The sequence below is a fragment of the Nocardioides litoris genome (genome assembly GCF_006346315.1).
GTDB lineage: Bacteria > Actinomycetota > Actinomycetes > Propionibacteriales > Nocardioidaceae > Nocardioides > Nocardioides litoris.
This window is the reverse complement of the sequence record NZ_VDMR01000001.1, coordinates 1,627,044-1,653,797: the sequence shown is the minus strand read 5'-3', so window position 1 is coordinate 1,653,797 and position 26,754 is coordinate 1,627,044. Positions and strand designations below refer to the sequence as shown.

Here is a 26,754-nt window from a genome sequence, read left to right as displayed (position 1 = left end):
GGTGCCCCGGGACGCCGCGAGCCGGCACCCCGCGGACGGGGCGCCGGCTCGGCACTGGTGCTGGTGGAGCGGCTGCGGGTTCAGACGCCCGCGGCGGCCTTGAGGGCGTCGGCGCGGTCGGTCTTCTCCCAGGTGAACTCGGGCAGCTCGCGGCCGAAGTGGCCGTAGGCCGAGGTCTTGGCGTAGATCGGGCGGAGCAGGTCGAGGTCGCGCAGGATCGCGGCGGGGCGCAGGTCGAAGACCTCGAGCACGGCCTCCTGGATCTTCTCGTCGGAGACGACGCCGGTGCCGAAGGTCTGGACGAACACGCCGACGGGGTGGGCCTTGCCGATGGCGTAGGCGACCTGGACCTCGCAGCGGCGGGCCAGGCCCGCGGCGACGACGTTCTTGGCGACCCAGCGCATCGCGTAGGCGGCCGAGCGGTCGACCTTCGACGGGTCCTTGCCGGAGAAGGCGCCGCCACCGTGGCGGGCCATGCCGCCGTAGGTGTCGACGATGATCTTGCGACCGGTCAGGCCGGCGTCGCCCATGGGGCCACCGGTGACGAAGCGGCCGGTGGGGTTGACCAGGAGGCGGTAGCCCTCGGAGGGCAGCTCGAAGGTGGCGAGCACGGGGTCGATGACGTGCTGCTTGATCTCGGCCTCGAGCTTGTCGAGGTCGGTGTCCTCGGAGTGCTGGGTGGAGAGCACCACGGTGTCGATGCGGACCGGGCGGTCGTCCTCGTCGTACTCGACCGTGACCTGGGTCTTGCCGTCGGGACGCAGGTTGGCCATCGTGCCGTCCTTGCGGACCGCGGTGAGCTTCTCGGCCAGGCGCTGGGCGATGACGATCGGCAGCGGCATGAGGACGTCGGTGTCGTCGCAGGCGTAGCCGAACATCAGCCCCTGGTCGCCGGCCCCGCGCAGGTCGAGCTCGTCGACGGACTCGCCGACGCGGGCCTCGTGGCCCTGGTCGACGCCCTGGGCGATGTCGGCGGACTGGGCGCCGACCGCGAACTGCACGGCGCAGGTGTCGCCGTCGAAGCCCTTGTCGGAGTGGTCGTAGCCGATCTCCTTGACCGCGTCGCGGATGATCTGCGGGCCGGGCAGGGCGGCGGTGGAGCGCACCTCGCCGGCCACGACGACCAGGCCGGTGGTCAGCAGGGTCTCGCAGGCCACGCGGAGGTCGGCGATCTGCTCGTCGTTCTCGATGAAGTAGTCGAGGACCGTGTCACTGATCCGGTCGGCGATCTTGTCGGGGTGACCCTCGGTCACGGACTCGGAGGTGAACAGGCGTCCAGCCACGGTGGATCTCACTCTCGATCAGACGGGTTCGGCTCGGTGGAGCCGGGGACTCGGGACAGCGTCAAACAACAGGGAAAGACTAGAGAACGCCCAGCATGCGGGACGGCGGTCTCACGGTGCGAATCGCCGGGCGACCTCGTCCCAGATGACGTGGGCCAGGGCGCCCTTGGTGCCGCGGGGCACCTCGCGGACGCCGCCGTCGGCCCCCAGCACGACCGCCTCGTTGTCGGGGCTGCCGAAGACCGCCCCGCCGCTCACGTCGTTGACCACGAGCAGGTCGCAGCCCTTGCGGGCGAGCTTGGCCCGGGCCAGGTCGAGCACGCTGCCGGTCTCGTCGCCGGTCTCGGCCGCGAAGCCCACGACCACCGAACCAGGCCGGGCCCGGTCGTGGGAGATCGCGTGCAGGATGTCGGGGTTCTGCTCGAGCTCGATCGAGGGCGCCGAGCCGTCGGCGGCCTTCTTGATCTTGGCTCCGCTGACCGCGACGGGCCGGAAGTCGGCCGGAGCCGCGGCCATGACCACGGCGTCGGCAGTGGCCGCGGCGGCGACCACGGCGTCGTGCAGCTCGGCGGTGGTCGAGACGCGGACGACGTCGGCGCCGGCCGGGTCGGGCAGGTCGACGTTGGCCGCGACGAGCGTGACCGCGGCGCCGCGGGCGACCGCAGCCCGGGCCAGGGCGTACCCCTGGCGGCCCGAGGACCGGTTGCCGAGGAACCGCACCGGGTCGAGGGGCTCGCGGGTGCCGCCCGCGGAGACGACGAGCCGGCGACCGGCGAGGTCGGGCGCCACCGGGCCGCGCAGGAGCACGTCGGAGGCCACCTCGAACAGCTCGGCCGGGTCGGGCAGCCGGCCCTTGCCCGTGTCGGCGCCGGTGAGCCGGCCCGAGGCGGGCTCGACCACGACGACACCACGCGAGCGCAGCGTCTCGACGTTGGCGCGGGTGGCGGGGTGCTCCCACATCTCGGTGTGCATCGCGGGCGCGAGGACGACCGGGCAGCGAGCGGTGAGCAGGGTGTTGGTGAGCAGGTCGTCGGCCAGGCCGTGGGCGGCCTTGGCCAGCAGGTCGGCGGTGCAGGGGGCGACGACCACGAGGTCGGCCTGCTGGCCGATGCGCACGTGGGGCACCTCGTGGACCCCGGTCCACACGTCGTCGGCCACCGGCCGGCCCGAGAGAGCAGCCCAGGTGGGCGCGCCGACGAACTGCAGGGCCGAGGCGGTCGGCACGACGGTCACGTCGTGGCCGGACTCGGTGAACCGGCGCAGCAGCTCGCAGGCCTTGTACGCCGCGATGCCGCCGCCGACGCCGAGGACGACCCTCGGGCGGCCGGGGCCGTCGGCCCGGTCTCCACCTGCGGCCGGGACGACGACGGGCCGCGCCCCCGTGGGGGTCGCGGCCTCGTCGTGGTGCTCGGTGGTCAGCAGAGGACCTGGTGCGGCGGGATCGTCACTCGCCGGCCGGCGCGGCGTCGGTGGCCGCGGCCTGGGCGGCGGCCTCCTCGGCGGCCAGCTCGGCCGGGTCGATGTCCTCGCAGGTCAGCTTGTCGTCGGCGATCTCGCGCAGCGCGATCGAGAGCGGCTTCTCCTGGACGTGGGTGTCGACCAGCGGGCCGACGTACTCCAGCAGGCCCTCGCCGAGCTGGGAGTAGTAGGCGTTGATCTGCCGGGCGCGCTTGGCGCTGTAGAGGACCAGCTTGTACTTGCTGTCGGTCTTGGTCAGGAGGTCGTCGATCGAGGGGTTGGTGACCCCGACGGCGTCGATGTTGGGCGCAGACACGCGTGAGCCTCGCTAGCGATAGAGAGCTCGGAGGGATGGATCAACCGAGCATCATCAAGGCTACCAACTCGTCGGCTGCCTCATGAACTTCGTGGTTGACGACCGTCCTGTCGAACTCCGACTCCGCCGCCAGCTCGTCGCGGGCGGTGGCGAGCCGCCGCTCGCGCTCCTCCTCGGTCTCGGTGCCGCGGCCGACGAGCCGGCGGACGAGCTCGTCCCACGACGGCGGCTTGAGGAAGACGAACAGCGCCTCGGGCATGGTCCGGCGCACCTGCCGGGCACCTTGGAGGTCGATCTCGAGCATCGAGGGTCGGCCGGCGGCCAGGGAGGCGACGACCGGGCCGCGCGGCGTGCCGTAGCGGGCGGCCTTGTGGACCACGGCCCACTCGAGCAGCTCGCCCTCGGCCACGAGCCGGTCGAACTCGGCGTCGTCGACGAAGTGGTAGTGCACCCCGTCGACCTCGCCGGGCCGGGGCTTGCGGGTGGTGGCGGACACCGAGATCCACACGTCGGGGTGCCGCTCGCGCACGGCGGCGGCGACGGTGCCCTTGCCGACCGCGGTGGGGCCGGCGAGCACGACGAGACGACTCACTCCGCCGCGAACTCCTTGGCCAGGGCGGCGATCTGCTTGGTGCCGAGCCCGCGGACCCGCCGGGACTCCGCGATGCCGAGCCGCTCCATCACCTGGCGGGCGCGCACCTTGCCCAGCCCGGGCATCGACTGCAGGAGCTCGACCACGCGCATCTTGCCGATGACCTCGTTGGTCTGGCCCTCGTGGACGACGTCGATGATCGAGGCACCGGAGTTCTTGAGCCGGTTCTTCACCTCGGCCCGCTCACGTCGCGAGGCGGCGGCCTTCTGCAACGCCGCCTGGCGCTGTTCGGGTGTCAGCGGGGGCAGTGCCACGGGCGAGGGGTCCTTCGGGTGGGTGGGTGCAACGCGCTGCGGAGGGAGCCCGCAGCGCTGGGTCACAGTAGCGACCCCGCTCGGGGAGCCACAACGGCAGGCGGTGGTGGCCGAGCCGGGTGGGGCTGGTGGTGGGGCTGGTGTCGTCTGGTGGCGCTCTGGTGGTCGGTGTGGGCGGCGGCCGCGCCCGTGGTCCGTCCCGCCGGTGGTCTGGTGTGGCGGGCCGGAACACACGGTGGTCGAGGAAGGCCGCCTGGCGGCCTGTCTCGAGACCACGCGCTGCAGCCGGTCTGCGGGGCTGGTGCGGGCGGCCGCGCGCGTGGTCGATCGGGTCTCCGGTCAAGGACGCCTGCGGCGCCGGCTTCGCCGGCCGCTTCGCGGTCCTTGACCCGGAGCCTCGCCCGATCGACTGACGGCGCGCTCAACGGCACGGGCTCCGCCCGCGCCGCCGCTGGCGCGGCCGCCCCATCCGTCAGACCCGCGACACTCCTGCGACGCAACTCCCACTCCTGACGGGTAGTTACCGACCGGGAGTGGGAGATCCCTGCCAGGAGTGGGGTGGCTGGTGCTGGTGGGGCGGGTGGCCGCGCCAGCGGCGGCGCGCCGGGCACGGGACACGAGACGCGGCCTGCCACGCGCGCGGCCACCCGACCCACCCCGGGTCACCAGCCCTGCACCACCAGCCCCGCAGGAACAGTCAGGACAGCGTGAGCTCCGTGCCGCACACGTCGCGGGCCTGCTGCTGGACGACGCCGAGGGCCTCGCGGACCTCCTCGGTGGCCACGGCGCCGGCGGCGAGGCCGATGGCCTCGCGCTGCTCGGGGGTCGTGTCGGCCGGCGGGTCGGTGGCGTCGTACGTCGAGGGGTCGACCCCGGCGTCGTCGAGCGCGTCGGCCAGGCCGGTGAGGCGCTGGGTGATGACCGACCAGTCGTCGGCGATGTCGTCGGGGGCGGCGTCCTCGAGCCGCTCGAAGGCCGGCAGGGCCGGCAGGAGGCCGGCCGTGCCGGCGTCCCCGAGGTCGCGGGTCAGGCCGGCCTGCTCCTCGCGCACGACGTCGCAGTAGCGCTCGAAGGGGTCGTCCTCGCCGCAGGCGGACAGCAGCCCGACCAGGGCTGCGACCGCGAGGGCGGCGGCGAGGGCGCGCCTCACGGGAGCCGCAGGTCGTCGTTGGCGCGGCGCACGGCGTCGCGCATGGCGTCCAGGTCGGGACCGGCGCGCAGCACCTCGCGCGAGGAGCTGGGGGCGACGTGCGCGGCGGCGGGGCCGAAGATGCGGCGCACGTCGGCCGAGGTGCCGCCCTGGGCGCCGTACCCGGGAGCGAGGACGGGGCCGTTGAAGGAGAAGTCGGCACCGGTGTCGCCGATGGTCGCCCCGACGACCGCGCCGAAGGAGCCGAGCGGCCGTGCCCCGTCGTTGAGGCGGCGCAGGTGGGCCAGGACGCGGTCGGCCACCCGTTCGCCGGTCACGCCGCCCGCGCCGTCGACCACGACGGCGTGCTGGACCTCGGGGCCCTCGGGGTTGGAGGTGAGGGCGAGCACGAACAGGCCCCCGCCGTGGGTGCGCGCGGCGTCGACGAACGGGTCCAGCGACCCGAAGCCGAGGTAGGGGCTCACGGTGACCGCGTCGGAGCCGAGGGGGCTCGCGGGGTCGAGGTAGGCCTCGGCGTACGCCGCGGAGGTGGAGCCGATGTCGCCGCGCTTGGCGTCCATGAGCACCAGCGCCCCGGTGGCGCGGGACTCCGCCACGACCCGCTCGAGCACGGCGACGCCGCGTGAGCCGTGGCGCTCGTAGAACGCCGACTGCGGCTTGACCAGCGCGCACAGCGGGGCCACGGCCTCGACGACCGTGAGGGCGAACCGCTCGAGGCCGGCCGGGGTGTCGTCGAGGCCCCAGTCGCGCAGCAGCCCGGCGTGGGGGTCGATGCCGACGCAGAACGGTCCGCGGTCGGCGACCGCCGCCACGAACCGCTCGCCGAACGTCGCCCCCGCCGTCACCGGAGCCTGCGCAGCGCGTCGCGGCTGAGGTCGGCGACGGTCGGGTAGCCGTCGACGGCCATCAGCAGGTCGGCCTCGGCGAGGATCGAGCGCAGCACGTGCACCGCACCGGGGACGCCGCCGTGGGCGAGGCCGTAGACGTAGGGCCGGCCGACGGCGACCGCCGTCGCACCGAGGGCGAGCGCCTTGACGACGTCGGCACCGGTGCGGACACCGGAGTCGAAGACGACCGGCGCGCGGCCGGCCACGGCGTCGACCACCTCGGGCAGCCAGGTCAGGGCCGCTCCCCCACCGTTGGCCTGGCGGCCGCCGTGGTTGGAGCAGTAGATGCCGTCGGCACCCTCGTCGAGGGCGCGGCGGGCGTCGTCGGGGTGGCAGATGCCCTTGAGCACCAGGGGCAGGTCGGTCAGCGACCGCAGCCAGGCCAGGTCGTCCCAGGTGACCGGGTGGCCGAACAGGCCCACCCACGTCATCACGATGGTGCCGATGTCGGGGTCGGGGCCGACGAGCTCGCGGAAGACCGGGTCGGAGGTGTAGTTGGCCAGGGCCTTGCCCCGTAGCTGCGGGAAGTTGCCCGAGGCCAGGTCGCGCGGGCGCCAGCCCGGCACCCAGGTGTCGAGCGTGACGACGAGGGCCTCGGCGCCCGCGGCCTCGGCCCGGGAGACGAAGCTGGCGGCCAGGTCGCGGTTCTTGGGCGTGTAGAGCTGGAACCAGGCCGGCGTGTCGCCGGTGGCGGGCAGCACGTCCTCGACGGGGTCGCTCATCAGGGTCGAGCCGATGAACGGCACCCCGGTGGCGGCCGCGGCCTCGGCGCCGTGGACGTCGCCGTGCTGGTCGGGCGAGCAGATGCCGAGCACGCCGACCGGCGCCATCAGCAGCGGCGACGGGAGGCGCTTGCCGAACAGCTCGATCGACAGGTCGCGCTGCTCGCTGGCCCGCAGCATCCGTGGCACCAGCGCCCAGTCGTCGAACGCCGCCGCGTTGTCGCGGGCGGTCTGCTCGTTGCCGGCCCCACCGGCGACGTAGCTGCGCAGCTCCGGCGTCAGCGTCGCCAGCGCGTGCTGCTCCAGCTCGGGGTAGGAGAACGGCTGCTGGGGCAGTGAGCCGCCGAGGCTGCCGAGGTAGAGCTCGATCTGGTAGTCGCCGTACGCCATCAACCCAGTCCCTTCGCGATGCGGCGGGGCCACAGCGGCCCCTCGTAGATGAACGCCGTGTAGGCCTGCAGCAGGTCGGCGCCGGCCTCGAGCCGCTCGCGGGCGTCGTCGACGGTGCTGATGCCGCCGACGCCGACGAGGGCCAGGTCGGGCCCCACACGCTCCCGCAGCATCCGTACGACGTCGGTCGCACGCGCGGTCAGCGGTCGGCCGGACAGGCCACCGGCGCCCACCTCGGCCACCTGCGAGGGGTGGGAGCGCAGGCCACCGCGGCCGATCGTGGTGTTGGTGGCCACGATGCCGTCCAGGCGCAGCTCGAGCGCGAGGTCGGCCACGGCGAGCACGTCGGCGTCGGCGAGGTCGGGGGCGATCTTCACCAGCAGCGGCAGCCGGTCGCGGGTGCCCGGTGTGGCGTCGTCGGCCACCCGACGCACGTGCCCCAGCAGCGGGCCGAGCCGCTCCACGGCCTGCAGGGACCGGAGCCCGGGGGTGTTGGGCGAGGACACGTTGACCACGAGGTAGTCGGCGTGCGGCGCGAGCAGCCGCGTGGACAGGGCGTAGTCGTCGAGCACGGCGGCCTCGTCGTCCTCGGGGACGACCTTGGTCTTGCCGATGTTGACGCCCAGCACCGGACCGGCCGGACGGCGACCGCGGGCGGCCAGCCGGGCGGCCACCGCCTCGGCGCCGTCGTTGTTGAACCCCATCCGGTTGACCACGGCGCGGTCGGCGACGAGGCGGAACAACCGCGGCTGGGGGTTGCCGGGCTGCGCCTGGCCGGTGACCGTGCCGACCTCGACGTGCCCGAAGCCGAGGGCGCCGAGGGCGTCGATGCCGGCGGCGTTCTTGTCGAACCCGGCGGCCAGGCCCAGCGGGTGCGGGAAGGTCAGGCCCATCGCCCGCAGCGGCGTGCCGCGCGGGCGGAGCCGGGTCGCGACCGGCCCGCGGGTCGGCACCGCCCGGATCGCCCGGAAGCCGAGCTCGTGGGCCCGCTCGGCGTCGAGACGGCGGAAGCCGTGCTCGAACACCCGCTGGTAGACGCTCATGCCCGGCTCCCGTCCCGTCGTCCTCGTCGTCGCGTCTCAGGCCCGCAGGGTCGCGGCCCAGTCCTGCAGCGACCGGACCCCGATCTCGCCCCGCCGGCGCGCCTCGATGCCCTGCACGGCCGCGCCGAGCCCCTGCACCGTGGTGATGCACGGGACGTTGGCCATGACGGCCGCGGTGCGGATCTCGTAGCCGTCGAGCCGGACGTTGCCGCCGCTGCCCGCGCCGTACGGCGTGTTGACGATGAGGTCGATCTCGCCGTCGTGGATGAGCTGCACGGTGGTCTTCTCGCCGTGGGGCCCGGCACCCTCGTGCTGCTTGCGCACCACGGTGCACTCCACGCCGTTGCGGCGCAGCACCTCGGCCGTGCCCTGGGTGGCCAGCACCTCGAAGCCGAGGTCGCGCAGCACCTTGACCGGGAAGATCATCGACCGCTTGTCGCGGTTGGCCATGGAGACGAAGACCCGGCCGCTGGTGGGCAGCGGGCCGAACGCCGCGGCCTGGCTCTTGCTGAACGCGGTGCCGAAGTCGCGGTCGAGGCCCATGACCTCGCCGGTCGACTTCATCTCCGGGCCGAGCACGGTGTCGACCTGCTGGCCGTCGGGGGTGCGGAACCGGTTGAACGGCATCACCGCCTCCTTGACCGCGATCGGCTGGTCGGCCGGCAGCGCGCCGCCGTCGCCGGTGGCGGGCAGCAGCCCGAGGGCGCGCAGGTCGGCGATCGACTCCCCCAGCATCACCCGGGCCGCGGCCTTGGCCAGCGGCGTCGCGGTGGCCTTGGAGACGAACGGCACCGTGCGCGAGGCGCGCGGGTTGGCCTCGAGCACGTAGAGGATGTCGGAGCCGAGGGCGAACTGGATGTTGATGAGCCCGCGCACGCCGACGCCCCGGGCGATGGCCTCGGTGGCCTCGCGGATGCGGCCGATCTCGTGGGCGCCCAGGGTGATCGGCGGCAGGGCGCACGAGGAGTCACCGGAGTGGATGCCGGCCTCCTCGATGTGCTCCATGACGCCGCCCAGGAAGAGCTCCTCGCCGTCGAAGAGCGCGTCGACGTCGACCTCGACGGCGTCGTCGACGAACCGGTCGACCAGCACCGGCGCCTCCCGGCTGATGAGCCCGGCGGCGACGTACTTCTCGAGGTAGACGCGCAGCGTGTCCTCGCCGTACACGATGACCATGCCGCGCCCGCCGAGCACGTACGACGGCCGCACGAGCACCGGGTAGCCGATCTCGGCCGCCACGCGGGCCGCCTCGTCGACCGAGGTGGCGGTGCCGTGCTGGGGGGCGACGAGACCGGCCTCGGCCAGGACGCGGCCGAACAGCCCGCGGTCCTCGGCGAGGTCGATGGCGTCGGGCGAGGTGCCGACGATCGGCACGCCGGCTGCGGCCAGGCCCTGGGCCAGGCCGAGCGGCGTCTGGCCGCCGAGCTGGCAGATGACGCCGGCCACCGGGCCGGCCTGCTGCTCGGCGTGCACGACCTCGAGGACGTCCTCGAGCGTGAGCGGCTCGAAGTAGAGCCGGTCGGAGGTGTCGTAGTCGGTCGAGACCGTCTCGGGGTTGCAGTTGACCATGACGGTCTCGTAGCCGGCGCCGCCCTTGCTGTGGCTGAGGGCCAGCGAGGCGTGGACGCAGGAGTAGTCGAATTCGATGCCCTGGCCGATGCGGTTGGGACCGGAGCCCAGGATGATCACCGCGGGCCGCTCGCGCGGCGCGACCTCGGTCTCCTCGTCGTAGGAGGAGTAGTGGTAGGGCGTGCGCGCGGCGAACTCGGCGGCGCAGGTGTCGACGGTCTTGTAGACCGGCCGGATGCCGAGCGCGTGCCGGACGCCGCGGACGACGTCGGGCGTCATGCCGCGGATCTTGCCGATCTGGGCGTCGGAGAAGCCGTGCCGCTTGGCCCGGCGCAGCAGGTCGGGCGTCAGCTCGGGTGCGGCGGTGACCTCGGCGGCGACCTCGTTGATGAGGGCCAGCTGGTCGACGTACCAGGGGTCGATGCGGGTGGCCTCGAAGACCTCCTGCGCCGTGGCGCCGGCGCGCAGGGCGTCCATGACCTTCTTCAGCCGGCCGTCGTGCGGGACCGCGATCTCCTGCAGCAGCGCGGCCTTGTCGAGGTCGACCCACTCCTGGTGCCAGTCGAACGGCGCGTCCTTGCTCTCCAGGGAGCGCAGCGCCTTCTGCAGCGCCTCGGTGAAGCTGCGGCCGATGGCCATGGCCTCGCCCACCGACTTCATGTGGGTGGTCAGCACGGGGTCGGCGCCGGGGAACTTCTCGAAGGCGAACCGCGGCACCTTGACCACGACGTAGTCGAGCGTGGGCTCGAACGACGCCGGGGTCTCCTGGGTGATGTCGTTGCGGATCTCGTCGAGGGTGTAGCCGACCGCGACCTTGGCCGCGATCTTGGCGATCGGGAACCCGGTGGCCTTGGAGGCCAGCGCGCTCGAGCGCGAGACGCGGGGGTTCATCTCGATGACGATGACGCGGCCGTCGGCCGGGTTGACGGCGTACTGGATGTTGCAGCCGCCGGTGTCGACACCGACCTCGCGGATGATGCCGATGGCCAGGTCGCGCAGGTGCTGGTACTCGCGGTCGGTGAGCGTCATGGCAGGCGCGACGGTGATCGAGTCGCCGGTGTGGACGCCCATCGGGTCGAGGTTCTCGATGGAGCAGACGATGACGACGTTGTCGGCCTTGTCGCGCATCACCTCCAGCTCGTACTCCTTCCACCCGATGATCGACTCCTCGATCAGCACCTCGGTGGTGGGGCTGGCGGCCAGGCCGGCGCCGGCGATGCGGTGCAGGTCGTCGGGGCCGTAGGCGATGCCCGACCCGGTGCCGCCCATGGTGAACGACGGCCGCACGACCGCGGGGTAGCCGAGCTCGGCGACCGCGGCCTCGCAGTCCTCGATCGTGTGGCAGATGCGGCTGCGGGCGACCTCGCCGCCGACCTTGTCGACGATGGCGTTGAACTTCTCCCGGTTCTCGCCGCGGTGGATGGCCTCGAAGCTGGCGCCGATCATCTCGACGCCGTACTTCTCCAGCACGCCCGCCTCGTGCAGGCCGATGGCGGCGTTGAGCGCGGTCTGGCCGCCCAGGGTCGGCAGCAGCGCGTCGGGGCGCTCGTGGGCGATGACCGCCTCGAGGTACTCGGTGGTGATGGGCTCGACGTAGGTCGCGTCGGCGAACTCCGGGTCGGTCATGATCGTGGCCGGGTTGGAGTTGACCAGGACGACCCGCAGGCCCTCCTCCTTGAGCACCCGGCAGGCCTGGGTGCCGGAGTAGTCGAACTCGCAGGCCTGGCCGATGACGATCGGGCCGGAGCCGATGACCAGGACGCTCTGGATGTCGGTGCGCTTGGGCATCAGGCGTTCTCCTCCCCCACGGTGGTCGAGGAAGGCGCGCCGGCGCCTGTCTCGAGACCACGCGAGCCGGACATCAGGTCGATGAAGCGGTCGAACAGGTACGCCGCGTCGTGCGGGCCGGCGGCGGCCTCGGGGTGGTACTGGACCGAGAAGCCCGTCAGGCGGCCCGCGGCGTCACGCAGCTCGAGGCCCTCGACCACGTCGTCGTTGAGGCACACGTGGCTCACGCTCGCCTCGCCGTACGGCGTCGTGGTGGGCGCGTCGAGCGGGGCGTCCACGGCGAACCCGTGGTTGTGGGCGGTCACCTCGACCTTGCCCGTGGTGCGGTCCATGACCGGCTGGTTGATGCCGCGGTGGCCGTACTTGAGCTTGTAGGTGCCGAACCCGAGGGCGCGGCCGAAGAGCTGGTTGCCGAAGCAGATGCCGAAGTAGGGCAGGCCCTGGGCCAGGGCCCCCTGGAGCACCTCGACCTGGTGCGTCGTGGCCGCGGGGTCGCCGGGGCCGTTGGAGTAGAAGAGCCCGTCGGGCCGGAGCGCGGTGATCTCCTCCAGCGAGGCGGTCGCCGGGACGACGTGCACCTCGCAGCCGCGCTCGGCCATCCGGCGCGGCGTCATGGTCTTGATGCCGAGGTCGAGGGCGACGACGGTGTGCTTCTTCTCGCCCCAGGGTCCGGGGTGTGCGGGGACGACGTAGGTCTCGGTGGTGGAGACCTCCGAGGCCAGCTCGGAGCCGGGCATCGCGCCGGCGTCGCGCACCCGCGCGAGCAGGGCGGTCGGGTCGGCCACGTCGGTCGGCGCGGTGGAGATGGCGACCCGCATGGCGCCGCGCTCGCGCAGGTGGCGGGTCAGGGCGCGGGTGTCGACGCCGGAGATGCCGACGACGCCTTGGGCGCGCAGCTCGTCGTCGAGGCTGCGGCGGCTGCGCCAGCTGGAGGTGACCCGGGCGGGGTCACGGACGACGTACCCGGCGACCCAGAAGCGCGAGGACTCGTCGTCCTCGTCGTTGACGCCGGTGTTGCCGATGTGCGGGGCCGTCATGACGACGACCTGGCAGTGGTAGGACGGGTCGGTCAGCGTCTCCTGGTAGCCGGTCATGCCGGTGTTGAAGACGGCTTCGCCGAAGGTCTCCCCCTCGGCGCCGTAGGAGTCGCCGCGGAAGGTGCGACCGTCCTCGAGGACGAGGATCGCCGGGGCATGCGCAGGCACGCCGTACCTCCTTCTCCGCCTCACGGGACGGTGCTTAAAGGATGGATCGAGCCGGGTCAGACCCTATCAGCGGCGCAGCCGGGCGGTGCCGCGCGTCGGCGGCGCGGACAGCGGGTCCTCGGGCCAGGCGTGCTTGGGGTAGCGGCCACGCAGGTCGGCGCGGACCTGGGGGTAGCCGGTGCGCCAGAACGACGCCAGGTCGGAGGTCACCGCGGCCGGCCGGCGCGCGGGCGAGAGCAGGTGCAGCACGACCGGCACACGACCCTCGGCCAGCCGGGGCGTCTCGGCCAGGCCGAAGACCTCCTGCACCTTGACCGCGAGCACGGGCGGGTCCGCCGCGTAGTCGACGCGGACGGCCGAGCCGCTGGGCACGGCGATCCGCTCGGGGGCGAGCTCGTCGAGGCGGGTGGCCGCGGGCCAGGGCAGGAGCCCGCGCAGGGCCTGCAGCACGTCGACCCGGCGGGGGTCCTGGCCGCCGAGCCACTCGGGCGCCCGGTCGAGCAGGGCCTCGTCGCCGACGTCGGGCCAGGGAGCGCCCAGGGTGCGGTGCAGGAAGCCGAGCCGCTGCCGCAGCGAGGTCGCCGCGTCGGTCCAGCGCAGCACGCCCAGGCCGTCGCGGCGCAGGGCGTCGGCGACGGCGCCAGCCACGGCGGCCGGGTCGGGGTGCGCGACGGGCGCCGCGGACAGCTCGATCGCCCCGAGGCGGGTGACCCGCCGGGCGGTGACCCGGCCGTCGCGCCAGGCGACCTCGTCGGCCTCGACGAGGAGGGCCGCCGCGGCCTCCAGCGCGAAGTCCTCGTCGACGGGCGCGGCACTGCGGATGGTGGCGTCGCGATCCCCCGGGCGGCGGTCGGCGTCGGCGACGGCGAGCCACGGCGTGCCGAGCAGCGGCGAGCCCGGTGGGAGCACGGCACCGGTGCCGCCGACGGTCGCGTACGCCGTCCCGCCCGGTCGGCGGAGCCGGGCCAGTCGGCTCGGGTGGGCCAGGGCGACGACGACACCGACGGCCTGGTCGTCGGTCGGTCCCGGCTCGCCCCCGGTCGGCGGGACGAGCCGCTCGAGCCGCCGGGCGGTCTCGCGCCACGGGCCCGTCGTCCGCAGGGCGGCGGCCAGGTCTCCGCCGGGGGGTCGCACGTCCTCGGCGAGCAGGGCCACGACCCGGGCGGCCCGGCGGGCACCGACGAGGGGGGCGCCGTCGAGCAGGGCGCGGGCCAGCCGCGGGTCGGCCGGCACCCGGGCCATGGCTCGGCCGCGGTCGGTGACGACGCCGTGGTCGTCGACGGCGCCGAGGGCGAGCAGGGTGTCGCGGGCGGTGTCGAGGGCGGCGTGTGGCGGCGGGGTGGGCAGGGCGAGGTCCGTCCCGTCGGGGCTCCCCCACACGGCCAGCTCGAGGGCGAACCCGGCGAGGTCGGCCGTGGCGACCTCCGGCTCGGGGTGCTCGGCCAGGTGGGCGTGGTCGGCCTCGGACCAGCAGCGGTAGGCCGCGCCCGGCGCCTCGCGGCCGGCGCGGCCGGCCCGCTGGTCGGCCGCAGCCCGGCTCACCCGGGTCGTGACGAGCCCGGCCAGGCCGCGCCGGTGGTCGGTCTGCGGGCGGCGGGCCAGCCCGGCGTCGACGACGGACCGGACGCCGGGGACGGTGAGGGAGGACTCGGCGACGCTGGTCGACACCACGACGCGGCGGCGGCCGGTCGGGGCGGTCAGGGCGCGGTCCTGGTCGGCCGCGTCGAGGCGGCCGTGCAGCTCGAGCACGTCGACCCCGCGACCGCCGGTCGACCGCAGGCGCCGGACGACCTGGCCGACCTCCCCCACCCCGGGCACGAACACGAGCACGTCGCCCGGCTGCTCGGCCAGGGCCCGGCGGACCGTGGCGGCCACGTGGTCGAGGAACGCCGGCGTCACCCCGCGGTCGTCGCGGGCCAGGACGCCGGGGGGCGGCGGAGCCCACCGGCGCTCGACCGGGTGCAGCGCCCCCGGGACGGTGACGACCGGCGCGTCGTCGAGGAGCGCAGCGAACCGCTCCGCCTCCAGCGTCGCCGACATCGCCACGAGCCGGAGGTCCTCGCGCAGGTGCCGCCGCACGTCGACCAGGAGCGCGAGCACCAGGTCGGAGTCCAATGCCCGCTCGTGCACCTCGTCGAGGACCACCGCGGCGACCCCCGGGAGGTCGGGGTCGCGCTGGAGCCGGCGCAGCAGCACCCCGGGGGTGACCATCTCGACCAGGGTGTCGTCGCCGGCCCGCCGGTCGCCGCGGACGGTGTAGCCGGCCGTGCGGCCGACGGGCTCGCCGAGCAGCTGCGCCAGCCGGACCGCGGCGGCCCGGGCCGCGATCCGCCGGGGCTGCGTCACCACCACCCGACCCCCACCCGCCGCGAGCACCACGGCCGGCGGGACCAGCGTCGTCTTGCCCGAGCCCGGTGGCGCCTGCACGACCGCCGCGCCCCGTCGTCGTACGGCGTCGGCGAGGGGGTCGAGGCCCGCGGCGACGGGCAGGTCGGGCGGATCGGCCAGCAGGCGCTGCAGCGCCGCGCCCCGGTCGTCCACCACGTCCGTCAACCTAGTCCCGGCCGCCGCCAGCCGGGGGCGCCGACTCCGGGTACCGATCTCCCACTCCTGGTGGGGAGTTCCCCGTCAGGAGTGGGAGATCCTCCGGTTCACCGGAGAATCTGCCAGGACCGCAGCCACCGTCAGGCCAGCGTCCCGTCGAGCACCGTGGGCACGCCGCGCAGGAACGTCGCGACGACGGACGCGCCGAGGGTGCGGCCGTGCCAGGGGTTGTTGCGCGAGAGCGAGACCGAGGCGTCGCGGTCGACGACGAGCGGGGTGGCGGGGTCGACGAGGACGACGTTGGCCGGCGCCCCGACCCCGAGTCCCTGCCCCTGGTCGTCGAGGCCGGCGATGCGGGCCGGCGCGGTGGACATCACCCGGGCGACGTCGGCCCAGCCCATGAGGCCCGACTCGACCATCACGTGGGCCACCACCGGCAGCGCGGTCTCGAGCCCGAGCATGCCGAACGCCGCGTCGACGAAGGCGTGCTCCTTGTCGTGCCGGGCGTGCGGAGCGTGGTCGGTGGCCACGGCGTCGATGGTGCCGTCGGCCAGCGCCGCGCGGAGCGCCTCGACGTCCTCCTGCGGCCGCAGCGGCGGGTTGACCTTGTAGGTCGGGTCGTAGCCCTCGAGCAGGTCGGTGGTGAGGAGCAGGTGGTGCGGGGTGACCTCGGCGGTGACGTCGATGCCGAGGCCCTTGGCCCAACGCAGCACCTCCACGGTGCCGGCGGTCGAGGCGTGCGCGACGTGCACGCGGGAGCCGGTGTGCCGGGCCAGCATGACGTCACGGGCCACGACGACCTCCTCGGCGACGCCGGGCCAGCCGGGCAGGCCGAGGCGGCCGGACAGCTCGCCCTCGTGGCAGCACGACGCCGGACCGGCCAGGGAGGGGTCCTGGGCGTGCTGGGAGACGACGCCACCGAACGCCCTGACGTACTCCAGCGCACGCCGCATCACGCGGGCGTCGGCCACGCACCGGCCGTCGTCGGAGAAGACCGAGACTCGCGCCCGGGAGCGGTGCATGAGCCCGAGCTCGGCGAGCTCCTCCCCCGCCAGGCCGCGGGTGACCGCCCCGACCGGGTGCACGTCGACGAGCCCGGCGGTCCGGCCCAGGTCGTGCACCCGCTCGGCGGCCTCGGCGGTGTCGGTGACGGGCGAGGTGTTGGCCATGGCCAGGACCGCGGTGAACCCGCCCACCGCGGCCGCCCGCGACCCGGTGAGCACGGTCTCGGCGTCCTCCCGGCCGGGCTCGCGCAGGTGGGTGTGCAGGTCGACGAGCCCGGGCAGCGCGACCAGGCCGTCGGCGTCGACGACCCGGGCCCCCGCCGGCGCGTCCAGGCCGGGCCCGACCTCGGCCACCACGCCGTCGCGCAGCAGCAGGTCAGCCGGCTCGTCGCCGTACGGGCGGGCGCCCCGGACCAGGATGGTCTCGCTCATCAGTCGGTCTCCTCGCCGGCGAGCAGGTGGTAGAGGATGGCCATCCGCACCGCGACGCCGGCCGAGACCTGGTCGAGCACGACGGACTGGGCCGCGTCGGCGGCGTCGGCGGCGATCTCGAGGCCGCGGTTCATCGGGCCGGGGTGGCAGATCGGCACGTCGGGTCCGAGCAGCCGCAGCCGGTCGCGGGTCAGGCCGTAGCCGACGGTGTACTCCCGGGCGCTGGGGAAGTACCCGCCGCTCATCCGCTCCCGCTGGACCCGCAGCATCATCACCGCGTCGGCCTTCGGCAGCACCTCGTCGAGGTCGTACGACGTCGCGAACCCGGCCGCGGCCGACCAGGCGCCGACGCCGCTGGGCATCAGGGTGGGCGGGGCGACGACGGTCACCTGGGCGCCCAGCTTGGTGAGCAGCTTGACGTTGCTGCGGAAGACCCGGCTGTGGGTGAGGTCGCCGACGACGGCGACGTGCCGGCCCTCGAGGGAGCCGAGCCGCTGCTGGAGCGTGTAGGCGTCGAGCAGCGCCTGCGAGGGGTGCTCGTGGGTGCCGTCGCCGGCGTTGAGCACGGCCGCGTCGACCCACTGGCTGACCTGCAGCGCGGCCCCGCTGGCCGGGTGGCGCATGACGAGGGCGTCGACGCCCATCGCGGCGATGGTGAGCACGGTGTCGCGCAGGCTCTCGCCCTTGCTGGCCGAGCTGCCCTTGCCGGTGATGTTGATGGTGTCGGCACTGAGCCACTTGCCGGCGATCTCGAAGCTCGACCGGGTGCGGGTGGAGTCCTCGAAGAACAGGTTGATGACCGTGCGGCCGCGCAGCGCGGGCAGCTTCTTGACCTGGCGGCGCTGCACGTCGTGCATCTCGGCCGCGGTCGCGAACAGGGTGGCGGCGTCGTCGGCGCTGACGTCGTCGATGGAGAGCAGGTGCTTGCGCATCAGGAGATCCAGACCCCCTCGACGTCGTCGAGCTCGTCCAGGCGCACCATGACCCGCTCGGTGCGGGCGCTGGGGAGGTTCTTGCCGACGTGGTCGGCCCGGATGGGCAGCTCGCGGTGGCCGCGGTCGACCAGGACCGCGAGCCGCACCACGTCGGGGCGGCCGAGGTCGTTGAGCGCGTCGAGCGCCGAGCGCACCGTGCGTCCGGAGTAGAGGACGTCGTCGACGAGCACCACGGTGCGGCCGTCGACGCCGCCGGGCGGTACGTCGGTCGGCTGCGGGCTGCGCGCGGGGTGGCGGCGCAGGTCGTCGCGGTACATCGTCACGTCGAGCGCCCCGACCGGCACCTCGACGCCCTCCACGTCGCGGATGCGGGACGCGATCCGGCGGGCCAGCGGGACGCCGCGGCTCGGGATGCCGAGGAGCACCAGCTCGCCCGCACCCTTGTTGCGCTCGAGGATCTCGTGGGCGATGCGGGTGAGGGCCCGGGCGATGTCACGGGCGTCGAGGACGACTCGGCCCTCGGGGGGCTGGGCACCAGGCTGGGCGGGCTGGACGGTCACGCCCGGACCTCCTTCTCCGCCTCACGGGACGGCTCGTTAAAGGATGTCGATCGGCCCGACCCTATCGTGCGTCCCGTGGACGTCGAGGCCGTGCTGCGCGAGCGCTGGGGACTGGTCGACACGGTCCTCGAGCCCCACGAGGGCCCGACGGCCGGCATGGACAGCCGCACGTGGTGGGTGACCACCGACGTCGGCCCGTCGACCCGTCGGTACGTCGCGAAGTGGGTCGCCGACGACGCCGTCGGCTCCCTGGCCGCCGGGGTCGCGGCCGCGGCGCTCGCGGAGACCTCCGGGGTGGCGACCGGCGCGCCGCTCGAGATGGTCGGCGGTGACCGGGTGCTGCTGGTCGAGGGCGGCTCGATGGTGCTGCTCCACCGCGTGGAGGGCGAGCCCCTCGACGGGTCGGGACCCGACGACGCGGCTGTCGTGGGCGCCACGCTCGCCCGGGTGCACGCGGCGACCGCCGGCCAGGACCTGGTCCTCGGCCTGCGCTGGCCCTGGGTCGAGCCCGACGGACCGCACCTCGCCGACCGCCCCGACCAGGCCGACCTGCGGGCCGCGGTGGTCGGTGCCCTCGCCGCGGTGGAGGCTCTCGGGCCCCTCGTGACGGGCGTGGCCCACGGCGACCCGGCGCCCGAGGCCTTCCTGCGCTGCGCCGACGGGTCGACCGCCCTCATCGACTGGGCCAGCGCGCTGGCCGGCCCGCTCCTGTACGACGTCGTCTCGGCCGTGATGTACCTCGGCGGGCTCGACGCCGCGGAGCCCCTGGTGGCGTCGTACGCCGGGGCGGGCGGCGCGGCGGCACCCGACCTGCCGCACCTGGCGACCATGCTGCGCTTCCGGTGGGCGGTGCAGGCCGACTACTTCGCCCGCCGGGTCGCCACGGGCGACGTCACCGGGACCGGCGCCGCGGGCGACGAGAAGGGTCTCGAGGACGCCCGTCGGGGTCTGCTGGGCGGGTCCTGAGCCTCTGTAGGTTGGGGGTCATGGCCGACCTGCCCTTCCCCGACGACGTCCGCGCGATGCTCCGCAAGCCCAACCCCTCGGTGGTCGCGACCCTCCGCTCCGACGGCGCGCCCGTGAGCGTCGCGACGTGGTACCTGCTCGAGGACGACGACCGCATCCTGGTCAACATGGACGACACCCGTGTCCGTCTCAAGCACCTGCGCCGCGACCCCCGGATCGCGCTGACCGTGACCGACGCCGACGACTGGTACACCCACGTCTCGATCGTCGGCCGCATCGACGGCCTGACCGCCGACGAGGGTCTCGCCGACATCAACCGGCTCAGCCGCCACTACCGGGGCAGCGACTACCCCGACCAGGAGAGCCCGCGCACCAGCGCCCGGATCGTCGTCGAGCGCTGGCACGGGTGGGGTGCCCACAAGGACGACTGAGTCCTCGACCCGGAGCCCGCCGTCAGGCGAGGTCGATGAGCACCTTGCCGACCGCGCCGCCCTCGACCGCGTCGTGCGCGGCCGCGGTCTCGGCGAGCGGGAAGTGGTGCAGCGGCACGCCGGCGTCCTCCCCTGCCCGCAGCGCACCCGCGGCCACGGCGGCGGTGACGTCGTCGGCCGCGGCCTGCAGCCGCTCGGCGGGGACGGTGTAGAGCAGCACGCCCTGCAGTCGCAGGTTCTTGGAGAAGCTCGGGCGCAGCGGGAGCGTGGCCTCGTCGCCGCCGTCGTTGGCGTAGAAGGCGATCGTGGCGCCCTGGGCGACCAGCTCGAGGTCCTGCGCGAGGTTGACCGCCGGGGCGACCTCGACGACGAGGTCGACGCCGTCGGGCGCCACCTCGAGCACCCGGGCCACGACGTCCTCACGCTTGTAGTCGACGACGTGGTGGGCGCCGGCGGCGCGGGCGAGGGCGGCCTTCTCGTCGCTGCTGACCGTGGTGACCACGGTGGCCCCGGCCCACACGGCCAGCTGGATCGCGGCGTTGCCGACCGCGCCGGCCCCACCCTGCACGAGCACCGTCCGGCCGGCGTACGACCCGGGCTCGAGGCGGCGCTCGTCGAGCGTCAGCGCCCGGTGAGCGGTCACGGCGGGCACGCCCAGCGCCGCACCGAGGTCGTACGACGCGTCGTCGGGCAGCGGCGCGGCCAGCTCGGCCGGGACGACGACGAGCTCGCTCGCCGTGCCGATGGGGCGACCGTGCTGCACCATGCGCAGCCACACCCGGTCGCCGACGGTGAGACCGGTGACGCCGTCACCGACGGCCTCCACCGTCCCGGCGCCGTCCTGGCCCGGCGCCACGACCTCGTGGGCCTTGGGCATCATCCCGGCCCGGAACTTCCAGTCCGTCGGGTTGACCCCCGCGCGGACCAGACGCACGACCACCTCGCCGGGCCCCGGCGTGGGGTCGGGCAGCTCCTCGAGCCGCAGGACGGAGGACGGACCGTTCTCGGAGTAGACGACTGCTCGCATGGAGGTCACAACGGCGCCGGCGCGCCGAGGATTCCGCTCAGAGGGCGTCGGCCATGGCCGCGCAGGCGCGCAGCCACGACATCCGGGTCTCCTCCGAGAGCTGGCTGTAGGGCACCACGCCGCCCGCGACCAGCGCGGCGTCGTACGGCACCCGGTGCACGCCGCGGGTGCGCTGCTCGTAGACCTGGACGAGGTCGGCGGCCAGCTTCTGGTCGACCTGCGGCGAGGGGTCCGACAGCACGGTGACGCACTTGTACTTGAGGTTGTCGAGGCCGGCGTCCTGCAGCGCGTCGAGCATCCACAGCCCGCTGTAGCCGGTGTCCTCGCGCACGGTGCTGGTGACGACGAGCAGGTCGGCGGCCTCGGCGGCGGCCAGCCAGTTCTCGGCGCGCATGTTGTTGCCGGTGTCGACGAGGATGATCCGGTAGAAGCGCTCCAGCAGCTTGTGGACCTCGCGGAAGTCGTCGGCCTTGATCATGCCGGTGACGTCGGGCCGCTCGTCGGAGGCGAGCACGTCGAAGTGGGCGTCGCCCTGGGTGCGCACGAACGAGCCCAGGTCGCCGATGCGCGACTGGTCGACGGTGCGGAAGCGGTCGAGGTCCTCGAGCAGCTCGCGGGTCGTGTTGCGGTGGGCGCCGCGGGTGCCGCGGATGCCGAGGGTGCCGCGGGTCTCGTTGTTGTCCCAGGCGATGACGCCGCCGCCGCGGACGGTGCCGAACGTGTAGCCCGCGGCCAGCACGCCGGTCGTCTTGGCCGCGCCGCCCTTGGGGTTGATGAAGGCGATCGTGCGCGGGCCGTCGAAGTCGCGCTGGATGATCGCGCGGTCGCGCTCGTAGGCCTGCTCCTTCGGACCCATCGCCGGCTTGACCAGCCCACCGGACCAGCGGCGGACGCGGCCGCGCCAGCCCCACGTCGCCGGGCCCTGCTCGCGCTGGCCGTCGCGACGGTCGAGGAAGTCGGTGGCCGTCATGAAGCGCTTGGGCTCCTGGGCCGGCGCGGGGGCCTGCGTCGGAGCCGGCGGGGCCGCCTGCTGCGGCCCCTGCGCGGGTGCCTGCTGGGGCGGGGCGGCGGCGACGGGCGGGTACGCCGGCGGCGGGCTCGCCGGCGGACCGACGGGCGGTCCGCTCGGAGGCGCCGCGGGCGGGCCGGCCGGGGGCACGGCGTAGGACGGCGGCGGGCTGCTCGGTGGGCTGCTGGGCGGGCTGCTCGGTGGGGGCCCGGCCGGCGGGGCGACGCCGGGCGGCGGCCCGGCGGGTGGGGTCACCAGGCCGGGCGGGGGCTCGACGAAGCCCGGCACCGGGTCGAGGAGCGGGTCGTCGAGGCGGCCCCAGGGATCGGTGCCCTCCGCCCCCGACGACGGACCGACGGGCTCGGCCGGCGGGTCGAGCTCCCAGGTGGCCGGGGCGGGCGCACCGAGCGGGTCGCTGAGGGGGTCGACGAGGGGGTCGTTCAGCGGGTCGCGCTCGCGGGTCCGCTCGGCGACCTCGTCGGGCGTGCGGAGCCGGTCGTCGGCGTCACCGGGCTGCTCGTCGGGCGTGGGGGTCTGGCTCATGGATCTCCTCCGAGACGGGACGCCCCGACCCTAGGAGGTGGCGGAGCGACCCGGACCACCTGCCCGGGGTGACCCGGCGCCCAAACCCGGTCTGGACCAGGCGCGACGTCGCTCCGGGCGGTCAGCGGGACAGGTGGCGTGACCAGGCGAAGCAGTAGACGCCGAAGGCCGCGAAGCCGAGGCCGAGGAGGCCGACGACCACGGGCCCGCCCGACTGGTCGAGCACCTGGCGCAGCGCCTGGTCGACCCCACCGGACTTCTTGGCGTCGTGGGTGGCCGCGGCGTAGCCGAACAGGACGCCGACCGCGCCGAGCGCGAGCCCCTTGGCGACGTGGCCGACCCGGGCGAGCACCCGGTAGGCGCGACCCGCGTCCCCGCTGCGGCCCCGGCCGTCGAGGTGGTCGAGGTAGGACTCGGTCCAGGCCTGCCACAGCAGCGCGCCCCCGACCGCGACCACGCCGAGCCCCACGGCGCCGACGAAGAGCTGGCCACCCGGGGCGTCCATGAGCCGGGCCGTCATGCTGTCGGTGCCGCCCCCGCCGCCGGAGCCGGTGGCCACCCGCACGCCGCTGACCCCGATGACGGCGTACACGACCGCCCGTCCGGCGTGGACGAGGCGGTCCTTGGTCTCGTCGTCGGTCCAGGCCTCGACGGCCTGCCAGACCACGAGGAGGAACATCCCCAGGGACACGGCCCACACCAGCGCCCCGCCGAGCGGCTGCTCGTCGAGCTGGCGCATCGCGCCGGTGGTGCTGGCCGAGCCCTCGCGGTCGCCGAGGGCCAGGGTGACCACCAGCCAGCCGAGCACCAGGTGGACGACCCCGAAGGCGACGAGGCCGACCTGGGCAATCTTGTCGACGACGTCGTCGGACGTGGCGGCCGCGCTCACGCCAGCTCGCCGAGCGCGGTCTCGATGGCGCGGTGGAAGGTCGGGTAGGCGTAGATCATCGTCCGCAGCACCTCGACCGGCACGGCCGCGTGGACCGCGACGGCCAGCGCACCGACGATCTCGCCGCCCGCCGGGCCGACGACGGTCGCCCCGACGAGCACGCCGCGGTCGGCGTCCTCGACGACCTTGATGGTGCCGGTGGCGCCGGGCCCGTGGGTGAAGCCGCGGGAGGACTGCTCGAGCGGCGTGCTGCCCACCCGCACCGTGAGCCCGGCGTCGCGGGCCTGCTGCTCGGTCATGCCGACACCCGCGACCTCGGGGTCGGTGAAGGTGACGTGGGGCAGCGCGTGGTAGCTGGCCGGGTGGCCGTCCTCGCCGAGCAGGGCGCGCTGGGCGATGCCGGACTGGTACATCGAGACGTGCGTGAACGCGCCCTTGCCCGTCACGTCGCCGATCGCCCACAGGCCCCGGACCGCGCCGTCGGGACCGGTGACCCGCTGGTGGTCGTCGACCTCGATCGTGCGTGCCGACGGGTCGAGCCCGACGGTGTCGAGCCCGACGTCGTCGAGGTTGGGGGTGCGGCCCGCGGCGACGAGCAGCCGGTCGGCGTGCAGCACTTCCTCGCCGACCTCGACGGTGAAGGTGCCGTCGGCGTGGGTCACCCGGCGGGTCTCGGCGCCGGTCACGACCCGGACCCCGTCGGCGACGAGGGCGTCCTGGAGGATCGCCGCGGCCTCCGGCTCGTCGCCGGGCAGCAGTCGGTCGCCGCGCTGCAGCAGCGTGACCCGCACACCGAAGCGCGCGAAGACCTGGGCCAGCTCGCAGCCGATCGGCCCACCACCGAGGACGACCAGGGAGCCCGGCACCTCGGTGGCCTTCAGGGCGTCGCGGTTGGTCCAGTAGGGCGTGCCCTCGAGCCCGTCGACGGGCGGCGCCGCGGGCCGGGTGCCGGGGTTGAGCACGACGTCGGTCGCCGCCACCTCCCGCGTCGCCCCGTCGGGCGTCGTGACCGTGACGCGGCCCGGGCCGGCGAGCCGCGCCACCCCGTGCAGCACCTCGGCGCCGGCGTCCTCGAGGCGGCGTACGGCGGCGGTGTCGTCCCAGCCCGCGGTGGCCTCCTCGCTGACCCGGCGGGCCACCGGGGCCCAGGAGGCGGTGACGCTGACGTCGCCGGCCAGCGTGTCGGCGCGGCGGGCCTCGGCCAGCGCGTCGGCGGCGCGGAGCATCATCTTGGACGGGATGCAGCCGTAGTAGGGGCACTCACCGCCGACGAGGTGCTTGTCGACGGCGAGCACCCGGCGGCCGGCCTTGGCCAGCGCCGTGGCCAGCGCCTCCCCGCCGGGGCCGAGACCGACCACGACGGCGTCGTACGGGTCGGGCTGCTGGCTGTCCTCGTGCTCGCTCATGGGCGCCAGCATGGCAGCGCCCGGGGACAGCCCTCAGCCCACGCCGGGGTGGGCGCGCTGGATCGCGCCGAGGACGCCGTTGACGAACTGCGGCGACTCGTCGGTCGAGAGCTCCTGGACCAGCGCCATGGCCTCGCTGACCGCGACCGGGCCCGGCACGTCATCGGCCCACAGGAGCTCCCAGACGCCGAGGCGCAGCACGTTGCGGTCGACCGCGGGCATCCGCTCGACGGTCCAGCCGGTGGAGTGCTCGCGCAGCAGCTCGTCGATGCGCTCGCGCTGCTCGGCCACCCCGCGGACGAGGACCGCGGTGTAGGGGTTGGGCGGCGCGTCGCCCGCCGCCTGGACCCGCTCGAGGGCCTCGACGGCCGACTCACCGCGCAGGTCGGCGGCGTACAGCACGTCGAGCGCCCGCTTGCGGGCCTTGGAACGGGCTGACATCAGGACTTGACGCGACCCATGTACGACGAGTCGCGGGTGTCGACCTTGACCTTCTCGCCCTGGTTGATGAACAGCGGGACCTGGATCTCGTGGCCGGTCTCCAGCGTGGCCGGCTTGGTGCGGCCGGTGGCGCTGTCGCCGGCGAGGCCGGGCTCGGTGAAGGTGATCTCGAGCTCGACCGAGGCCGGCATCTCGATGAAGAGCACCCGGCCGTCGTTCTGCGCGACCACGGCCTCCTGGTTCTCGAGCAGGAAGTTGGCGGCGTTGCCGACGATCTCGGGCGCGATCTCGATCTGCTCGTAGGTGCCGGTGTCCATGAACACGTAGGACGTGCCGTCGTTGTAGAGGTACTGCATCGTGCTGCGGTCGACCGTGGCGGTCTCGACCTTGGTGCCGGCGTTGAAGGTCTTGTCGACGGTCTTGTTGGACTCGACGTTCTTCAGCTTGGTCCGCACGAACGCGGGGCCCTTGCCCGGCTTGACGTGCTGGAACTCGACGACGGCCCAGAGCTGGCCCTCGAGGTTGAGGACCATGCCGTTCTTCAGGTCGTTGGTGGTAGCCATTGCGCGCGGGTCAGCCTTCGGTTCGGGTGGTCGCCGGGCGCGAGGCCCCGGCGCTGGGACGGCCCGGCCGTTCGCGTCGTACGCCGTCGGGCGTCGTCGCGGCACTCCCCGGGCAACAGCCCCCGAGTCTATCCATCCCCCTCCCCGCCCCGCGAAAGCCCGCCGCGACAGCGCGGATACTGCGTCACCCCATCAACCTTCCGAGCCTCGGAAACGTTGATGGAGTGACGCACTATCGACCGCGCGGCTCACCAGACCGCCAGTCGCTCTGCCTGGCCGGTCCGCTCGAGGTAGGAGTCGAGGGTCTCGGGCGCGGGGTCCCAAGCGGGGCGCTCGACCGTCCAGCGGGCGGCTCGGCCGGACGCGGCGACAGCGCGCCCTCGCACCTGCAGGATGCGGGACGCAGCCTCGCGCCGGGTGTCGCCGGCGACCACCTGCACCAGGTGGACCCCGTGGTCGCGGAACCTCTCGGCCCGCACCACGTCGCGGCGGTGGCGAGCCCGCCCGCGGTGGATCTCCCCGTCGTACTCCGCGGCGAGACCGAGCACCGGGTCGAAGAGGTCGGGGACGCCGAGGAGCGATCCGTCAGGCGTGTACACCGGATGGTTGACCAGGGGCGGTTCGAGGCCGGCCACCAGCTGCCAGACCAGCCACAGCCACGGTTCCCGTGGTGAGAGGAACTCGTCGGCCGATAAGGACACGACCTCGCGCACGAGCGGCGCACCCAACCTGCTGTGGCACTCACCGGCGTACCGCGCGAACAGCCAGGTGGAGATCAGGCCGGCAGCTGCGGCCATGCAGACCGCCTGGACACCTGACCAGAGCTCGTCGCGACGCACCACCTCGTCGAACAACGACCGCGCCACCGTGGTGCACGGCAGCCCGTCGACCACCTCGGCCTCCTCCGGCCCGATCGAGCGTCGCGACACCACCACGCCGTCCCAGGCCCGGCAGTTGCGGTGCCCGGGGAAGGTGACCTGCACCGGGACCTCGTGCTGACCCGCGGAGTCCAGGCCGTCGAAGTACGCCGCACCGCGCCAGCGCAGGCTCGCCCAACCGGTGACGTGACCGTGCGATCCGTCCCCGGCGAGGCGGGCGGCGGCATCGACCGCACGTTGCTCGGGCGTGCGGGCGCGGCCGGCCGGGACGTAGAGCCCGCGACCGACGCGCTCGAAGGTGGGACCAGACGCCACCCGCCACGTCGGGTCGGTGCTGCGGCGGCCGACCCTGATCGGCCACGTCAGGTCATGCGGCCGCTCGCAGGTCGGCTTCCATGCTCCTCGTTCC

24 protein-coding genes are annotated in these 26,754 nt (G+C 74.4%); 2 read left to right on the top strand and 22 right to left on the bottom strand.

The features are described from left to right. Positions 1 to 80: 80 nt before the first annotated feature. The 15 genes from metK to pyrR all read right to left on the bottom strand — a co-directional run bounded on the left by metK (position 81) and on the right by pyrR (position 18,192). On the bottom strand, positions 81 to 1,283 hold the full coding sequence (gene metK / locus FJQ57_RS07945; protein WP_139978753.1) for a methionine adenosyltransferase: 1,203 nt from the start codon (positions 1,281 to 1,283) through the stop codon (positions 81 to 83). A gap of 111 nt (positions 1,284 to 1,394) precedes the next feature. Continuing rightward, positions 1,395 to 2,705 (bottom strand): bifunctional phosphopantothenoylcysteine decarboxylase/phosphopantothenate--cysteine ligase CoaBC, encoded by a 1,311-nt coding sequence (coaBC, locus tag FJQ57_RS07940; RefSeq protein ID WP_281284242.1) that lies wholly within the window; start codon positions 2,703 to 2,705, stop codon positions 1,395 to 1,397. A gap of 22 nt (positions 2,706 to 2,727) precedes the next feature. Continuing rightward, complete coding sequence (gene rpoZ, locus FJQ57_RS07935; protein ID WP_139978749.1) at positions 2,728 to 3,057, bottom strand: DNA-directed RNA polymerase subunit omega; 330 nt, start codon at positions 3,055 to 3,057, stop codon at positions 2,728 to 2,730. A gap of 40 nt (positions 3,058 to 3,097) precedes the next feature. After that, positions 3,098 to 3,649 (bottom strand): guanylate kinase, encoded by a 552-nt coding sequence (gmk, locus tag FJQ57_RS07930; protein ID WP_139978748.1) that lies wholly within the window; start codon positions 3,647 to 3,649, stop codon positions 3,098 to 3,100. Beyond that, on the bottom strand, positions 3,646 to 3,963 hold the full coding sequence (gene mihF / locus FJQ57_RS07925; protein WP_139978746.1) for an integration host factor, actinobacterial type: 318 nt from the start codon (positions 3,961 to 3,963) through the stop codon (positions 3,646 to 3,648). Before mihF ends, gmk begins: the two co-directional genes overlap by 4 nt. 697 nt (positions 3,964 to 4,660) lie before the next feature. Then, on the bottom strand, positions 4,661 to 5,113 hold the full coding sequence (locus FJQ57_RS07920) for a hypothetical protein (RefSeq protein ID WP_139978745.1): 453 nt from the start codon (positions 5,111 to 5,113) through the stop codon (positions 4,661 to 4,663). Beyond that, positions 5,110 to 5,958, bottom strand: a complete 849-nt coding sequence (gene pyrF / locus FJQ57_RS07915) for an orotidine-5'-phosphate decarboxylase (RefSeq protein ID WP_139978743.1) — start codon at positions 5,956 to 5,958, stop codon at positions 5,110 to 5,112. Before pyrF ends, FJQ57_RS07920 begins: the two co-directional genes overlap by 4 nt. Next, entirely contained in the window at positions 5,955 to 7,112 is a 1,158-nt protein-coding gene (locus tag FJQ57_RS07910) for an alpha-hydroxy-acid oxidizing protein (protein WP_139978741.1), read from the bottom strand. Before FJQ57_RS07910 ends, pyrF begins: the two co-directional genes overlap by 4 nt. Further along, positions 7,112 to 8,155 carry a quinone-dependent dihydroorotate dehydrogenase gene (locus FJQ57_RS07905; protein WP_139978739.1) on the bottom strand — a complete coding sequence of 348 codons (1,044 nt, stop codon included), beginning with the start codon at positions 8,153 to 8,155 and terminating at the stop codon, positions 7,112 to 7,114. Before FJQ57_RS07905 ends, FJQ57_RS07910 begins: the two co-directional genes overlap by 1 nt. Positions 8,156 to 8,191: 36 nt before the next feature. Next, on the bottom strand, positions 8,192 to 11,512 hold the full coding sequence (gene carB, locus FJQ57_RS07900; protein WP_139978737.1) for a carbamoyl-phosphate synthase large subunit: 3,321 nt from the start codon (positions 11,510 to 11,512) through the stop codon (positions 8,192 to 8,194). Next, positions 11,512 to 12,717, bottom strand: a complete 1,206-nt coding sequence (gene carA, locus FJQ57_RS07895) for a glutamine-hydrolyzing carbamoyl-phosphate synthase small subunit (RefSeq protein WP_139978735.1) — start codon at positions 12,715 to 12,717, stop codon at positions 11,512 to 11,514. Before carA ends, carB begins: the two co-directional genes overlap by 1 nt. 66 nt (positions 12,718 to 12,783) lie before the next feature. Next, positions 12,784 to 15,261, bottom strand: coding sequence for an ATP-dependent helicase HrpB (gene hrpB / locus FJQ57_RS07890; protein WP_246081649.1), 2,478 nt, complete (start codon positions 15,259 to 15,261; stop codon positions 12,784 to 12,786). A gap of 140 nt (positions 15,262 to 15,401) precedes the next feature. Beyond that, complete coding sequence (locus FJQ57_RS07885) at positions 15,402 to 16,697, bottom strand: dihydroorotase (protein ID WP_139978733.1); 1,296 nt, start codon at positions 16,695 to 16,697, stop codon at positions 15,402 to 15,404. Next, positions 16,697 to 17,629, bottom strand: coding sequence for an aspartate carbamoyltransferase catalytic subunit (locus tag FJQ57_RS07880; RefSeq protein WP_139978731.1), 933 nt, complete (start codon positions 17,627 to 17,629; stop codon positions 16,697 to 16,699). Before FJQ57_RS07880 ends, FJQ57_RS07885 begins: the two co-directional genes overlap by 1 nt. Next, entirely contained in the window at positions 17,629 to 18,192 is a 564-nt protein-coding gene (pyrR, locus tag FJQ57_RS07875; protein ID WP_139978729.1) for a bifunctional pyr operon transcriptional regulator/uracil phosphoribosyltransferase PyrR, read from the bottom strand. The genes FJQ57_RS07880 and pyrR overlap by 1 nt, the downstream gene beginning before the upstream one ends. A gap of 75 nt (positions 18,193 to 18,267) precedes the next feature. On the opposite strand from pyrR, the gene FJQ57_RS07870 reads away from it, so the two are divergent. Both FJQ57_RS07870 and FJQ57_RS07865 read left to right on the top strand, forming a co-directional pair. Continuing rightward, positions 18,268 to 19,158: a phosphotransferase enzyme family protein gene (locus FJQ57_RS07870; RefSeq protein WP_139978727.1), complete on the top strand. Its 891-nt coding sequence runs from the start codon at positions 18,268 to 18,270 to the stop codon at positions 19,156 to 19,158. 20 nt (positions 19,159 to 19,178) lie between these two features. Next, positions 19,179 to 19,589: a PPOX class F420-dependent oxidoreductase gene (locus tag FJQ57_RS07865; protein ID WP_139978725.1), complete on the top strand. Its 411-nt coding sequence runs from the start codon at positions 19,179 to 19,181 to the stop codon at positions 19,587 to 19,589. A gap of 22 nt (positions 19,590 to 19,611) precedes the next feature. On the opposite strand, the gene FJQ57_RS07860 is transcribed toward FJQ57_RS07865, so the two are convergent. The 7 genes from FJQ57_RS07860 to FJQ57_RS07830 all read right to left on the bottom strand — a co-directional run bounded on the left by FJQ57_RS07860 (position 19,612) and on the right by FJQ57_RS07830 (position 26,660). After that, positions 19,612 to 20,616, bottom strand: a complete 1,005-nt coding sequence (locus FJQ57_RS07860; RefSeq protein WP_139978723.1) for an NADPH:quinone reductase — start codon at positions 20,614 to 20,616, stop codon at positions 19,612 to 19,614. Positions 20,617 to 20,653: 37 nt separating this feature from the next. Then, positions 20,654 to 22,168 (bottom strand): MinD/ParA family ATP-binding protein, encoded by a 1,515-nt coding sequence (locus FJQ57_RS22350; protein WP_170219319.1) that lies wholly within the window; start codon positions 22,166 to 22,168, stop codon positions 20,654 to 20,656. Positions 22,169 to 22,289: 121 nt separating this feature from the next. Beyond that, the gene (locus FJQ57_RS07850; protein WP_139978721.1) at positions 22,290 to 23,057 is read right to left on the bottom strand and encodes a DUF1206 domain-containing protein; all 768 of its coding nucleotides are present in this window, start codon (positions 23,055 to 23,057) and stop codon (positions 22,290 to 22,292) included. Next, positions 23,054 to 24,463 carry a dihydrolipoyl dehydrogenase family protein gene (locus tag FJQ57_RS07845; RefSeq protein ID WP_139978719.1) on the bottom strand — a complete coding sequence of 470 codons (1,410 nt, stop codon included), beginning with the start codon at positions 24,461 to 24,463 and terminating at the stop codon, positions 23,054 to 23,056. The genes FJQ57_RS07850 and FJQ57_RS07845 overlap by 4 nt, the downstream gene beginning before the upstream one ends. 33 nt (positions 24,464 to 24,496) lie before the next feature. Then, positions 24,497 to 24,904, bottom strand: coding sequence for a transcription antitermination factor NusB (gene nusB / locus FJQ57_RS07840; protein ID WP_139978717.1), 408 nt, complete (start codon positions 24,902 to 24,904; stop codon positions 24,497 to 24,499). Continuing rightward, positions 24,904 to 25,467, bottom strand: a complete 564-nt coding sequence (efp, locus tag FJQ57_RS07835; RefSeq protein ID WP_139978716.1) for an elongation factor P — start codon at positions 25,465 to 25,467, stop codon at positions 24,904 to 24,906. The genes nusB and efp overlap by 1 nt, the downstream gene beginning before the upstream one ends. A 248-nt stretch (positions 25,468 to 25,715) precedes the next feature. Further along, on the bottom strand, positions 25,716 to 26,660 hold the full coding sequence (locus tag FJQ57_RS07830; RefSeq protein WP_139978714.1) for a hypothetical protein: 945 nt from the start codon (positions 26,658 to 26,660) through the stop codon (positions 25,716 to 25,718). Between the last annotated feature and the right edge of the window lie 94 nt (positions 26,661 to 26,754).

Coding starts and splice junctions, on each gene's coding strand:
- FJQ57_RS07880 (WP_139978731.1), bottom strand. CDS start 17,629: ATGCGCAAGCACCTGCTCTCCATCGACGACGTCAGCGCCGACGACGCC.
- carB (WP_139978737.1), bottom strand. CDS start 11,512: ATGCCCAAGCGCACCGACATCCAGAGCGTCCTGGTCATCGGCTCCGGC.
- FJQ57_RS07860 (WP_139978723.1), bottom strand. CDS start 20,616: ATGCGAGCAGTCGTCTACTCCGAGAACGGTCCGTCCTCCGTCCTGCGG.
- FJQ57_RS22350 (WP_170219319.1), bottom strand. CDS start 22,168: ATGAGCCAGACCCCCACGCCCGACGAGCAGCCCGGTGACGCCGACGAC.
- efp (WP_139978716.1), bottom strand. CDS start 25,467: ATGGCTACCACCAACGACCTGAAGAACGGCATGGTCCTCAACCTCGAG.
- FJQ57_RS07865 (WP_139978725.1), top strand. CDS start 19,179: ATGGCCGACCTGCCCTTCCCCGACGACGTCCGCGCGATGCTCCGCAAG.
- FJQ57_RS07910 (WP_139978741.1), bottom strand. CDS start 7,112: ATGGCGTACGGCGACTACCAGATCGAGCTCTACCTCGGCAGCCTCGGC.
- FJQ57_RS07905 (WP_139978739.1), bottom strand. CDS start 8,155: ATGAGCGTCTACCAGCGGGTGTTCGAGCACGGCTTCCGCCGTCTCGAC.
- FJQ57_RS07845 (WP_139978719.1), bottom strand. CDS start 24,463: ATGAGCGAGCACGAGGACAGCCAGCAGCCCGACCCGTACGACGCCGTC.
- FJQ57_RS07885 (WP_139978733.1), bottom strand. CDS start 16,697: ATGAGCGAGACCATCCTGGTCCGGGGCGCCCGCCCGTACGGCGACGAG.
- nusB (WP_139978717.1), bottom strand. CDS start 24,904: ATGTCAGCCCGTTCCAAGGCCCGCAAGCGGGCGCTCGACGTGCTGTAC.